The organism is Ruminococcus sp., from assembly GCF_016287535.1.
GTDB lineage: Bacteria > Bacillota > Clostridia > Oscillospirales > Ruminococcaceae > Ruminococcus.
The window spans coordinates 217,412-230,582 of the sequence record NZ_JAEFAJ010000001.1; the positions used below are offsets into that span (position 1 = coordinate 217,412).

Sequence of the window (13,171 nt, forward strand, 5' to 3'; positions counted from 1 at the left end):
AATATCAGCTCCTTATTATATATTATATATCACTTGTCAAATACTTCAATTATCCTGTTAACAGCACCGGTATTGTCACCCTTCGCAGAAAGCTCATTGACATCTTTCATTGCCTTTTCCAGTTTTGACGGCAGCTTCTCACCGGAATGGGCAATAACTGTTCCGGATTCAGTGTCGAGCATGAGCATTATACCTTTGCCGTCCCTGAACTTCCTTTGATAATAAACCTTCAGTATATCTTCGTTTGACGTTTTGGAACCGTTTCTTGTAGCGATCATGCATACGTCCTCTTTTGCCTGCGAAAGCGACTTCTCGAATTTCTTTACCTCATCATATGAGAATATCTGTGCGTTATCAATGAAATAGGTATTGCACAGCTCTCCGAGCTGCAGCAGTCTCATTATCCCGTTTCTGTAGTTATTGCCGATCATTTCCTTTGTAGCCCAGTACATCGCATTATCTTCCGAGCTTTGACTGATATTCGTAAAGCATGACCCTGTCCGGTACACGATATCTTCGTTTGTTGCGTTATTAATAAGGATAAGAAGTCCGCTGCCCTTTCCCTCATATATTGCCTCAAACTGATCGGCAGCATAATCATAGGGTGTCATGCCGTTAAGGTCGCTTACAGTTATTACTGCTGAGTTTATCAGCTTCTCATCATGAAGCCAGCCTGCGTAATCATTGCAGGCTTTCAAGTCCTCCGGACTGAGCAGACCGGCTTTATCAAAAATATATGTTCCGTCAGAGCTTTCAACCCTCCGCTCCGTAAACGGCTGGCTTGTCGTTTCTGCTGTTTTACCGGTTGCCGGCTGAGTTTTATCTGCGGAGCAGCTGCACATTACAAGGCATACTGCAGAAGCTATAATATTCAAAAACAAGATTTTTTTCAAAAAAATCATCCTCTGCTCTTGTATTTATACTTATATTTTAGTATAATTTAATAGAAAAATCAAGTGGTATACCTGATTATGCAAAAAAATTATTTAACCTAAGGAGTTTACATATGGATTACGAAATAAAAGGCAAGGATATAATTGTATCCGAAGCTGACCTTGACCTTGACGAGACCCTTGACTGCGGTCAGGCTTTCCGATGGAAAAAGATACCCTCTGATTACGAATGTACATATACCGGTTCCTTTTTCAACGATAAACTGACAGTTTCCCAGACCTCAAAGGGCAGCTTTATTTTTCACGATACGGACGAAAACGACTTTATCTCAAAATGGATAAGATATTTCGACTTTGAAACCGATTATTCCGAACTCAAACGCTGCTTTTCGGAAGAAGAGACACTCGCCAAAGCCTGCAGATTCGCAGGAGGGATACGCCTGCTCCGGCAAAACAGCTGGGAATGTCTTATTTCCTTTATTATTTCCCAGAACAACAATATACCGAGAATAAAAGGGATTATCGACAGACTGTGCGGACATTATGACGGAAGGTTTCCTGAAATAAATGAATTGTCCGAAGAAAATGCTGATTCGCTCTCGTATCTGAGGAGCGGGTTCCGTGCAAAATACCTTGAAGACGCCGCTTTAAGGACAGCTTCCGGAGAAACAGACCTTGATGCAATAGCTTCCCTTCCGATTGATGAAGCCAGAACAGCTTTAAAAAAGGTAAAAGGTGTTGGCCCTAAAGTAGCCGAATGTGTCCTGCTTTTCGGGATGTACAGAACCGAAGCTTTCCCTGTTGACGTCTGGATAAAACGTGTGCTTGCGAAGTATTACCCGGACGGATTCCCAGAATTTGCCAAAAGCAACGCTGGTATCGCCCAGCAGTATCTTTTCCATTATATCAGAAGTATTTCGGGACAAAGTGAATAATTTCCCTGAACGCGCCAATAATCTGCTTATCTTTGATATTCAGGAGGAAATATGTTAAAAGGCGTTAATAAGAGAATTGTTGAGATCAATAAAACCGACAGTCTTTACTTTGAAAAGGCTGTCTTATACCTGAGGCCGGATGTTCCGGTACTTCCGGAAACCATTTCAGCCAGTGAAACAGAACGAATCCTGAGCGGTATAATGAGTCCTAAGAGAAAAAAAGCAAAGAAATATATCCTTTTTCTTATGACAGCCGCCGCGGTTCTTGTCACCGCTTTGTATATCATAAAAAGCTTTTCATGATATTTAAAAGTTGATTTAATGCGAAATATGATGTATAATATAGTATAATACCGAAAAAGGAGGCTTCTATGGAAAAGCTGTTATCCGATAATAATGACGAAGCATCTTCAAGGAGGATCATATGTACTCCGAGCCCGTCAGCTAAAAATACATTCTTCTATATACAGGAAGCCGGCTACTCTAAAAAAGATGAATCCCATATCCATCACAGGCACGACCTTGATTCTTTCCTTATAGCTGCAGTTATCAGCGGCTTCGGTGAGCTTGTTGTCGGTGACGACACATATCCTCTCATAAAGGGTGACTGCTTCTTTGTAGACTGCCGCCTGCCACATTACTACAGAAGTCTCGAAGCCGAACCCTGGGAGCTGCTATGGGTACACTTTAACGGATGTACGTCTCAGCAGTATTATGACTATTTCACATCACAGTCAAAAGCAGTTTTCCATCCCCATTATTTTGACAAAGTTGTTTCGGCGATAACAGAAATGATGGATATAAACGAAAATAAGCTTCCTGACGCTGAGATAATCACGTCAAAGCTTATCGTTGAACTTCTGACCATCGCACTAACTGTCAACAACAGCGAACAGCAGTTTGATTCCGCGCTGAAACAGAAGCTTTTATCAGTACATAATTACATAGATGAACACTTTGCAGAGGATATCTCTCTTGAGATGCTCTCATCAAGATTCTATATAAGCAAATACTACCTTACCCGCGAATATAAAAGGATTTACGGCAAAACTATCTTCCAGCACCTTATAACTGCCCGTATCAACTGCGGAAAGAAGCTTCTCCGCTTCACTGATAAATCCGTGGAGGAAATAGCTCATTTATGCGGTTTCAATGACCAGAGCTACTTTGCAAGACAATTCAAGAAATCAGAAAACCTTACCTGTTTTTCATACAGAAAGATGTGGAGGGACTGAACAAAAAAAGAGAGCTTACGCTCTCTTTTTTTAATGACCAGACCGATAAGCCGTGTTCTGTCGTGTGCGGTAATTTATCTACGCTTACCGTCGCCGGCAAGCTCAAGCCGCCATTACCTGTTATCCGCCGAGCAGACGTTAAGATAACAAGCACCAATAGGCGTTGCATCGGATAGGGTTTACATAGCAGCACTGTCTCCAGTGCTCTGGTGAGCTCTTACCTCGCCTTTCCACCATCACCGCATAAAGCGGCAGTATATCTCTGTTGCACTTGCCCTAAGGTCGCCCCCGGCTGCCGTTAGCAGCTACCCTGCTCTGTGATGCACGGACTTTCCTCGTGAACTAAAGCGTTCCCGCTACCGCATAGTCTGCTCACCTGATAATAATAGCATTTTTATGCGCAAATGTCAAGTTCTGACTTTTTCACCTATCTTGTAGCCGAGACTTTCCGCGATCTTTCTGACTTCATCTGCTTTCATTGCCTTTATCTTGTACCTTGTATGCTCTTCGCCCTCAAACCATATACTGAACGCACATCTGCCGCTCATAGCCTGAAGCAAGTTCTGTTCGAGCTCAAGCTTCACGACCTTGTCACGTGTTGATACGACAGTATGGAATTTCGTCCATTTTGAACAGCGTATTATTATCTTGTCCTCGTAAAATGCTACTCCGCTTGTCAGAAGAGCTACAAATTTCACGATTATAAACCATACTACAGGTATTTCGAGCATTACCGCAAGGAACAGTGTGAGTTCCGAAAGACGAGGCAATATACGCGCTGCCCAGTCGTAGGAAGGGACAATTATCGCAGCTACGATCAGCGGTATGAGAAGATATGAGCATATACCGGCAGGCTGTGCGCTGTATTTGTTCTTTTTTCCGCTGTATATACCGATAGTCTGAAACTTCTCTCCGATATTGCTTTCTCTTTTAACAGGTAAAAGCACCGGTATCCTGTTCTTTGACGAGCCATAGCCTGCACAGCTTATATTTACGGCAACTGCTCCTCTTATTTTCATCAGAAGATTCTGTCTCAGGTCAGTATAATTAATATGCGAGTTTCTTATGCGGTATTCCTTGCGGTCGATTATTCCATAGGAAACTCTTGTGCAGTTACGGTCAAAGTCGATATTGAACCTTCCGTATCTGAAAAAATTCACAAGGAATGACAGGAACCACGACGCAATAAAGAAAACGCCTATAAAAATAGCAGCAGCCGGTATTTTCAGAACAAGTTTTTCCGTTATTTTCTCAGTCTCCTCCGTAAGAAGATCAAGCGAGCGCTTTATTATGTTATAGGCTATATCTCCGCCTTTGAAAAAGAAAGTCGCAAGATATACCGTTCCCGAAAATCCGCTTGAAAAAAGTGCGGAAAACAGCAGTACCGAAAGAGTATTCGGCTGGGATATGCCGTTTATCTTCTTATCCTCATCAATATCGGGCATATGCTCCATTATTTCTTTAAGCGCCTTCTTGCCGACTAAAAGTTTAAGATCCACAGTCCTGAATATCCCGGCACGGGTATCACAGCGGAATCTTATCGCTCCGAACGGGACCATAAACAGAGGTCTTTCCACCGTGACCGAACTGACATTGCGTATCGGTATGAACGTATTCAAATGAAGAAAAACTCCGTCACGGTGTATAAGCTCCTCATCTGTAATGTAGATCCGCGAAAAAAGCCACCTTACAAATCCGAAGAGAATAATTACACCAAGCACGGCTATATCGAACCATGCTCCCCTTACCCAGCTGTAAAACCAGTCCTTATCGAAATGATAAGTATAAATTCCGCGTATAAGAGGAAAAATGAGAAGCCAGATATTCTTGGCGGAGTACTTCAGTATTTTTAAAGGATGTTCACGGCACATACTTCTCCCCCTTTGTGCTGACTCCTCCGGACATGGCTACTATTTCCTCTGCATCCGCCTTTTTTAAAAACAAAAGCCTTAGCTGTCCGCCGTATACGAAGAATATTATGAAATTGAACCCCGTATAATTTGATAAATAGCTGCTGATGAAAGTTGTGTACTGTATGGAAGAATATCTTACCGACTGATGTACCTTTACAAAAACACCGCTGCTCTTTGTTACCTCTGTTTCGGTAGCTGTATACTTTATCGAGGAAAAATACAGTGGAAGATGAACAAACATCTCCAGAAACGCAACTGAAATGACAGCCGCAACTGTTATAACAACTATTTTTTCTACAGGAACAAAATATCTTACAGCTGCAAGGATAATAATAGCTGCTGCAGTGATTATCAGCCTCATGGTCGTCAGACAGCGCCTGTCCGGTGCATACTGTTTCATTTCATTCCCCCCTTCAAAGTGTATTATATCATATATCCTAAACTTTATTATATATTCTGTAATGTTCGTATGCGAACATTATATCATAAAATATATCCAATGTAAAACCAAAAATTAAAACAAATTGTAAACTTTATCAAAAACTGATCTGAAAGCGGTGTACTATGCTCGAAAGAATAAACTCATACATATGGGGAAATGGTCTGATTTTTCTTATTCTGATCACCGGAATATTGTATACTGTAAGACTGGGTTTCATACAAATAAAGATCTTTCCCTATTTTTTTAAAAAATTCCGCAGGAACAAAAACAAACGGGAGCAGTTCGGAACATTCTGTATGTCTCTCGGTACGGCAATGGGCACAGGAAATATCACCGGAGTAGCCTCGGCAATACGTATAGGAAGTGCAGGAGCCGTATTCTGGATGTGGATATCCGCGATTCTCGGTATGTCGGTCGTTTACGCCGAAAACTTCCTGTCCGCCAGATACAGCACAGACGAAATAAGAGGTCCTATGGCATATATAAGGTTTGGACTGAATTGCAGGCCGCTATCGTATTTTTTTGCGATCTGCTGTGTATTTGCTTCATTCGGAATGGGAGGAGCAGCTCAGATAAGCACTCTTTCGGATAATCTTTACCAATGCACTCATATAAATCATGTATTGCTTGCAGGGCTCATATTTATACTCATTTTTGTAATTATTCAGGGCGGCGCAGAAAGAATAAGCTGCGCCGCGAAAGTTCTTCTGCCCGCAGCATCTGTAATTTATACTGTTATCTGTATAGCTTCGGTTATGCTGAACAGACACGCTCTTCCTGCAGTGCTTTCAGATATTTTTGAACAGGCATCAGGCGTAAAACAGGTATTCGGAGGATTTACCGGCTATACGGTTTCCAAAACTGTTTCTGTTGGTCTAAGGAGAGGTATATTTTCAAATGAAGCAGGTCTTGGGAGCTCTCCGATCCTGCACAGTTCTTCAAAAAATTATTCCTCCTATAAGGTTCAGGGAATGTGCAGTATGCTTGAAGTATTCATTGACACTATGCTCTGCTGCACCCTGACAGCAGCGGCTGTGCTTTGCTCATCCGGCGATCCAACAGTATATTCTGCTTTACGCCCAGTCACAGGAGCAAATACGAATTTCATAATTGCTCTGCTGATGGCTGTATTTGCTTTTTGCACAGTTATCGGCTGGTCTTACTGCGGCTCAGCGGCTTTTTCATACATTTTCAAATGCAGAAGGTCTGTTTTTCCGGCGATATATGCTGTAATTTCAGCCTCCGGAGCAGTTATCCGCTCAGAAACGGTGTGGACTGTATCCGATATCTTCAACGGACTTATGGCTTTTCCCAATATTATCGCTCTTTTACTGCTGATCGGTCAGGTAAAAAAAGAATAAAACAAGAATAACTGTCAATAAATATTATAAACGCAGCGCATCAGAAAGTCAAATAAATGTATAAGCGGCGATATTACGCAGTTTTACACCATAATTACCACATTTGCTGCATATGTTCCGTGGTTTATCCGCTTAAAATTGGTTATCCAATCCGGAACTCCATACAAATGAATATTAAATGTAAGAAAACTACGGTATAGCGATAAATTCGCACAATAGAAAGAGTTCTACATTTGGTGCTGCCATGTTGCAAAAAACTATTTATATTGCATAATGTTAAAATCATTCAGTTTTTCTATTGACATCCATATTTTATTTCTGTATAATTATATTTGAATACTTGCGCTCGCGGTGCAATCCCGCAGCAGCGTTGATTTATTTTTTTAGGCTTTTATGGCGAAAAAACGTCATTAAGATATATGCCGCAGACGATTTGCGGTCAGAAATGCTTCGGAACCAACATATTCACCCGATCACGTGTATCCTTAACAGGTCGGCTCGGAAAAGAGCTTGTACGTTTGCCTGTTTTATATGTGGTCAGCATTTTTATCGGCTTTTATACCGCGAATATCATCAGTTTTCGCATATCACAATATCCCGAAGCCTTACTTTTTATATTTTTTTCAGGCTTCTGCGGCGTTCACGCAGAGGTCTTCCCTATTATTGAAAGCGAGGTCATAAAGTGAACGAAAAAGAGAAAAACAATAAGTCCAAGCAGAACGCCTCTGCTGCTCCGAAAAGGACTTACAGGAAGCGAACAGCTTCAAAGGATAAGGAAACAAAAGAGAAAAAAACTGCCGTAAAGGCTGAAACACCAGCCGAAACAAAAACCAAAGCCCGTTCAAGACAGCCGAAAGAGATAAAAAAGACACCTGTACGAATAATCCCGTTAGGCGGACTTAATGAGATCGGTAAAAATATGACTGTTTTTGAATGTTCCAACGATATGTTCATTCTTGACTGCGGTCTTGCTTTTCCGGACGCTGATATGCCGGGCGTCGATATCGTTATTCCGGATTTCACCTATGTTGAAAGGAATCAGGAAAAGATCAGGGGAATCGTCATCACTCACGGACACGAAGACCATATAGGCGGTCTTGCATACCTGCTCAAGAAAATAAATGTTCCTGTCTATGCAACAAGGCTTACCATAGGTCTTATCGAAGGCAAGCTCAAGGAACAGGGCATCAGCGGAAAGGTCAATCTCAACATCGTTGAACCTAAAAAAACTGTAAAAATGGGATGTATGGCTGTTGAATTCATAAAGGTCAACCATTCGATCCCCGACTCTGTGGGTATGGCTATCCATACTCCTGCCGGAGTTATCGTCCATACAGGAGATTTCAAGGTGGATTATTCGCCTATCGACGGCAAGATAATAGACCTTGCGAGATTTGGTGAACTCGGCAGCCGCGGAGTTCTTGCCCTTATGGCTGACTCAACAAACGCCGAGCGCCCCGGTTATACACATTCCGAACGAACTGTAGGAGATTCCTTTGACAAGTTATTTCAGAAGGGCGAGGGCAAGCGTATAATTATCGCCACATTCTCATCGAATATCCACCGTGTCCAGCAGATAGTGAACTGTGCTGTCAGATATGACCGTAAAGTCGCTGTTTTCGGCAGAAGTATGGTCAATGTAATCAATACTGCCATTGAACTCGGCTATCTTGAGGCTCCGGAAGGAATATTCATCGACATCGAAATGATGAACCGCTATGAGAGTGAAAGGATCGTTCTTATCACTACAGGCAGTCAGGGAGAGCCTATGTCCGCTCTTACCCGTATGGCTATGAACGACCATAAAAAAGTCAATATCACGCCTATGGATTTCATAATCATATCCGCAACTCCTATTCCCGGAAACGAAAAATTCGTCACACGGGTTGTGAATGAACTTATGAAATCAGGTGCAGAAGTAGTTTATGAGGCAATGTATGAGGTACACGTTTCAGGTCACGCCTGTCAGGAAGAACTGAAGCTTATGCAGTCTCTTACAAAGCCCAAGTTCTTTATCCCTGTCCACGGAGAGTACAAGCACCTGAAAAAACACGCCGATCTTGCACTTCAGCTCGGTATGCCAAAGGAAAATGTACTAATCGCAGAGATAGGCAATGTTATTGAAACAGACGGAAATACCATGAAGGTCGTTTCACAGGTGCCTGCCGGAAGAGTCCTCGTTGACGGACTCGGAGTCGGAGATGTCGGTTCCATAGTTCTCCGCGACAGAAAGCATCTTGCTCAGGACGGTCTTATCATCATTGTTATCGGAATTGAGAGAAGCACCAACGAGATCGTTGCAGGTCCGGATATAATCTCAAGAGGCTTTGTATATGTGCGCGAGTCAGAAGAACTTATGGTGGAAGCCAGAGGGCTTCTTACGGATACTCTTGCCAACTGCTCCTCAAACGAACTCAGAGAATGGAACTCTCTGAAAGGCAAGCTCCGTGACGCTCTGTCCGATTATATTTACCAGAAAACCAAGCGCAGTCCTATGATACTGCCAATTATAATGGAGACCTGATCTTTCCGAAAGGAGTAAAAAGGTGAAAAAGAAATTCCCGGCAGTTATGTTGATACTTCATCTGCTTGCGCTGGGGGCGCTGATACCTTCATTTCTGCTGACAGACCGCAGCAATACCATCGTTAATATCCTTATAGGAACTTCATTTGCTCTTATTCTCAGCTGTATCGTATATACTATCATATATTCCCAGAACTCAATGCGGCGTATTTCAAAGATGAATCAGCATCTTGAAAGCTCGGCTGCCGAATTCATGAATTCTCTCCCTGCTCCAGTTGCGGTTATCGACGACAACAGGAAGTTCGTATGGTATAATCAGATATTCGCTGAAAAGATCGGACTCGGACAAGACGTTTACGGTCTTGATTTCGAGGGATTCGTGAAAATGGATATGGATATGCTTGTCCAGAACGGAAATGCTGTATGTCCGGTAAAAGGCTGTATTTACGATGTCACTGCTGAAAAATTCGAGAAGAATGATATGTCCTTCCTTGTGCTTTATTTCCACGATCAGACAAGTTTTTACACAATGAGAAGGGAGATGTCCGAATCTCACCCCAATGTTCTCGTTATAACCATTGATAACTATGATGATATAATGCAGAACGCAAAGGAAAGCGAAAAAGCTCAGACATCCGTAGAGACCGAGAAGCTCATTGAAAACTTTATGAGCAAGACCAACGGCTTTATCAAAAAAACTTCTCCGAACACCTTTTTCGCTATTCTTGAAAACCGTCACCTTAATGAAATAATAAGCAGTAAATTCAAGATCCTTGAAGCTGCACGCAGTATAAAGATAGCCGGCAAGTACCCGCTCACATTCTCTATAGGCGTAGGTCAGGGCGCTTCGTCTCTCGCGGAAAGTGAAAATATCGCAAGACAATGCCTTGATATGGCTCTCGGACGCGGCGGCGATCAGGCTGTCGTAAAGACAGACACAGGTTACAGGTTCTTCGGAGGCGTTTCCAACGGCGTTGAAAAACGCTCTCGTTCAAAGACAAGAATCATCGCCAATGCCCTGCAGGATCTTATAATGAACTGTGAGAGAGTCTTTGTTATGGGACATCGCTTCGGCGACCTTGATTCGGTAGGTGCTGCCTGCGGAATCGCAGGTGCGATAATCAACCTTGAAAAAGAGGCTTTTATCGCTGTTGACCGCACTAAAAATCTTGCTGTCAATCTCATTGAAAAGATCGACGCAGAAACCGAAGGCGCTCTTTTCATAACACCGGCAGAAGCGGAAAGTATGATCACTCCCGGCGATATGCTTATCATTGTCGATACTCATAACAAGGACTATGTGGAAAGTCATACGCTCTATGAACGCGCCCGCTCAGTAGTTGTTATTGATCATCACCGAAAAACAGTTAATTTCATTGATAACGCCGTTCTCTTCCACCACGAACCATATGCGTCTTCCGCATCAGAAATGGTAACTGAGATAATCCAGTATTTCAATTATCCCGGCGACGGCAAGATAGCAGGCTGTATCGCAGACGCTCTCCTTTCAGGCATTATGCTCGATACAAAGAATTTTGTCATGCGTACAGGTGTAAGAACATTTGAAGCCGCTGCTTTCCTGAAAAAGCTGGGCGCGGATACCATAGCTGTAAAACACCTCTTCTCCAATTCGATAGATTCTTACAGAAGAAAAACACAGATCGTTGCTTCTGCAAAGATACATAATAACTGTGCAATCGCTGTTGCCGATTTCAATTCGGAGGATATAAGAATAGTCGCTCCCCAGGCTGCTGACGAGCTGCTCGGTATAACTGACGTTGACGCTTCATTCGTTATATACAGGACAAACAGTACCATAAATATATCCGCAAGATCACTGGGCGCACTGAATGTTCAGGTCATTATGGAACAGCTTGGCGGCGGCGGACATCAGACAATGGCCGCCACACAGCTTGAAAATGTTACAATAGAAGAAGCTGCAAAGGCTTTGATAATCGCAATAGACGACTGTAAAAACAATAATTCTGATCTCTAATCAAGAAAGGCTGATGAATATGAAAGTAATTTTTCTGCAAGATGTCAAAGGCTCCGGCAAAAAAGGCGAAATAAAGAATGTTGCTGACGGTTATGCACGCAATATGCTTCTCCCGAAGGGATACGCCGTTGAAGCAACTGCCGCAAATATGAACAAGCTCGAAGGCGCACAGGCTTCTGCACAGCATAAAATAGATGTCGACATACAGGCTGCAAAGGAAGCAGCTGAAAAGATCAGGGGCAAAAAAGTGAATATCGCTGCAAAAGCAGGTTCAAACGGTAAACTCTTCGGCTCTGTAACAGCTGGAAATGTTGCTGATTCTCTTGCCGAGCAGCTCGGTGTCAAAGTCGACAAAAAGAAAATAGCTCTCAGCACAGATATAAAAAACTTCGGTTCATACACAGCTGCTGTAAAGCTCTATAACGGTATAACCGAAACCATAGATGTTGAAGTCATCGAAGGCTGATCGGTGAATGTTATGGATGAACATGATATCCTGCTTTCAGCCCGTGAGCTGCCTCACAGCATTGAAGCAGAGCAGTCTGTCCTCGGAGCGATAATCTCACAGCCTTCGGTCCTTCCGGATGTTATCGAGCTCATAAAGCCGGAGTATTTTTACAATGAACAGCACAAGGCTCTTTACTCGATAATGCTCCAGATGAACTCGATGAGCCTGCCTGTAGATATAGTAACGGTGCTCAACGAGGCGGATAAACAGCATATTTTCGAGAGCCCTGCCGAGGGAAGACGCTATCTTGCTGAAATCGGCAATCTGCTCCCGTCAACTGCGAATATACAAAGCTACTGCAAGATCGTTGCTGATAAATATTTCCTGAGAAGCCTCAGTTATGTTGCCAGAACCATACTTGAGGAAGTTCAGTCCGGTGAACAGGACGCTCAACTCCTACTTGACTCAGCTGAACAGAAAATATATGATATCAGGCAGGGCAAGGACGTCCGTGGACTTGTCCCACTCTCTGAAGCTATCGCAGAGGCTTATGACAGGCTCGGAAAAATATCCGGTCCCGATAAGGAAAAATATGTTGGCGCAAGAACTGGTTTCACCCTGCTTGACAGCATAACTTCGGGACTTAACAAGTCTGACCTGATAATAATTGCCGCACGACCCGGTATGGGAAAAACTTCATTCGCCATGAATATAGCTACAAATGTTGCAAGACGTGCTGAAAAGGAAGTTGTTACCTTCAACCTCGAAATGTCCAAGGAGCAGATCGCAACAAGAATTCTCTCCACCGAAGCGCTTGTTGAGTCAAATACACTCAGAAACGGCAGGATCTCCGGCGATGACTGGGTAAAGCTGGCTACGAGCGCAGGTTACCTTAGTACGCTTCCGCTTTTTATAGACGATACGGCAAGTATGACCGTTCAGCAGATGAAGGCAAAGCTCCGCAGGACAAAGAATCTCGGACTTGTTATCATCGACTACCTGCAGCTTATGGAGTCTACCTCACGGTCGGACAACCGTGTTACTGTTATCAGTGAGATAACCAGACAACTAAAAGTAATGGCAAAGGAGCTCAATGTGCCTGTAATTCTGCTTTCGCAGCTTTCACGTGCCGTTGAGAGCCGTACAGACAAGCGCCCCATGCTGTCAGACCTTCGTGAATCAGGTTCTATTGAACAGGACGCTGATATAGTTCTTTTCCTGTATCGTGAAGCCTATTACAATAAAGAAAGCCAGCGTCAGAACATTTCCGAATGTATCGTCGCTAAAAACCGTCATGGTGAAACAGGTACCGTAGAGCTTATATGGGATGGACAGTTCACAAGATTCTCCAATCCAGATTATAATGCTCCTCCTGAAAATGTTTGATGATGTTAGACAAGATTTACAGTTTTATTGAAAAATAT

The 13,171-nt window shown here is 43.0% G+C and carries 10 protein-coding genes and 1 other RNA gene; 7 read left to right on the forward strand and 4 right to left on the reverse strand.

Going from position 1 to position 13,171, the window contains the following annotated elements:
* Nucleotides 1-29: 29 nt before the first annotated feature.
* Nucleotides 30-893: a TPM domain-containing protein gene (locus QZZ36_RS01050; protein WP_295075369.1), complete on the reverse strand. Its 864-nt coding sequence runs from the start codon at nt 891-893 to the stop codon at nt 30-32.
* Between the two features lie 113 nt (nt 894-1,006).
* On the opposite strand from QZZ36_RS01050, the gene QZZ36_RS01055 reads away from it, so the two are divergent.
* Both QZZ36_RS01055 and QZZ36_RS01060 read left to right on the forward strand, forming a co-directional pair.
* Nucleotides 1,007-1,828: a DNA glycosylase gene (locus QZZ36_RS01055; protein ID WP_295075372.1), complete on the forward strand. Its 822-nt coding sequence runs from the start codon at nt 1,007-1,009 to the stop codon at nt 1,826-1,828.
* Nucleotides 1,829-2,199: 371 nt separating this feature from the next.
* Nucleotides 2,200-3,063 (forward strand): AraC family transcriptional regulator, encoded by an 864-nt coding sequence (locus QZZ36_RS01060; RefSeq protein WP_295075375.1) that lies wholly within the window; start codon nt 2,200-2,202, stop codon nt 3,061-3,063.
* A 30-nt stretch (nt 3,064-3,093) separates the two neighbouring features.
* Here the strand turns inward: QZZ36_RS01060 and rnpB are convergent.
* From rnpB to QZZ36_RS01075, 3 genes are all read right to left on the reverse strand, one after another.
* Nucleotides 3,094-3,438: RNase P RNA component class A (gene rnpB, locus QZZ36_RS01065), an RNA gene on the reverse strand.
* 32 nt (nt 3,439-3,470) lie between these two features.
* The gene (locus QZZ36_RS01070; protein ID WP_295075378.1) at nt 3,471-4,934 is read right to left on the reverse strand and encodes a PH domain-containing protein; all 1,464 of its coding nucleotides are present in this window, start codon (nt 4,932-4,934) and stop codon (nt 3,471-3,473) included.
* Nucleotides 4,924-5,376, reverse strand: coding sequence for a PH domain-containing protein (locus QZZ36_RS01075; RefSeq protein ID WP_295075381.1), 453 nt, complete (start codon nt 5,374-5,376; stop codon nt 4,924-4,926). Before QZZ36_RS01075 ends, QZZ36_RS01070 begins: the two co-directional genes overlap by 11 nt.
* Nucleotides 5,377-5,540: 164 nt before the next feature.
* On the opposite strand from QZZ36_RS01075, the gene QZZ36_RS01080 reads away from it, so the two are divergent.
* From QZZ36_RS01080 to dnaB, 5 genes are all read left to right on the forward strand, one after another.
* Nucleotides 5,541-6,779 carry an amino acid carrier protein gene (locus QZZ36_RS01080; RefSeq protein WP_295075384.1) on the forward strand — a complete coding sequence of 413 codons (1,239 nt, stop codon included), beginning with the start codon at nt 5,541-5,543 and terminating at the stop codon, nt 6,777-6,779.
* 859 nt (nt 6,780-7,638) lie between these two features.
* Complete coding sequence (locus QZZ36_RS01085; protein WP_295075639.1) at nt 7,639-9,303, forward strand: ribonuclease J; 1,665 nt, start codon at nt 7,639-7,641, stop codon at nt 9,301-9,303.
* A 22-nt stretch (nt 9,304-9,325) separates the two neighbouring features.
* Complete coding sequence (locus QZZ36_RS01090; protein WP_295075387.1) at nt 9,326-11,299, forward strand: DHH family phosphoesterase; 1,974 nt, start codon at nt 9,326-9,328, stop codon at nt 11,297-11,299.
* A 19-nt stretch (nt 11,300-11,318) separates the two neighbouring features.
* A complete protein-coding gene (rplI, locus tag QZZ36_RS01095; protein WP_295075390.1) occupies nt 11,319-11,765 on the forward strand; it encodes a 50S ribosomal protein L9 in 447 nt (148 codons plus the stop codon).
* A 12-nt stretch (nt 11,766-11,777) separates the two neighbouring features.
* Complete coding sequence (gene dnaB / locus QZZ36_RS01100; RefSeq protein WP_295075392.1) at nt 11,778-13,133, forward strand: replicative DNA helicase; 1,356 nt, start codon at nt 11,778-11,780, stop codon at nt 13,131-13,133.
* The last annotated feature ends 38 nt before the right edge of the window (nt 13,134-13,171 follow it).

Excerpts from the sequence above, each read along its gene's own strand:
- QZZ36_RS01055 (WP_295075372.1), top strand. The coding sequence starts at position 1,007 with ATGGATTACGAAATAAAAGGCAAGGATATAATTGTATCCGAAGCTGAC.
- QZZ36_RS01060 (WP_295075375.1), top strand. The coding sequence starts at position 2,200 with ATGGAAAAGCTGTTATCCGATAATAATGACGAAGCATCTTCAAGGAGG.
- QZZ36_RS01070 (WP_295075378.1), bottom strand. The coding sequence starts at position 4,934 with ATGTGCCGTGAACATCCTTTAAAAATACTGAAGTACTCCGCCAAGAAT.
- QZZ36_RS01075 (WP_295075381.1), bottom strand. The coding sequence starts at position 5,376 with ATGAAACAGTATGCACCGGACAGGCGCTGTCTGACGACCATGAGGCTG.
- QZZ36_RS01080 (WP_295075384.1), top strand. The coding sequence starts at position 5,541 with ATGCTCGAAAGAATAAACTCATACATATGGGGAAATGGTCTGATTTTT.
- rplI (WP_295075390.1), top strand. The coding sequence starts at position 11,319 with ATGAAAGTAATTTTTCTGCAAGATGTCAAAGGCTCCGGCAAAAAAGGC.
- dnaB (WP_295075392.1), top strand. The coding sequence starts at position 11,778 with ATGGATGAACATGATATCCTGCTTTCAGCCCGTGAGCTGCCTCACAGC.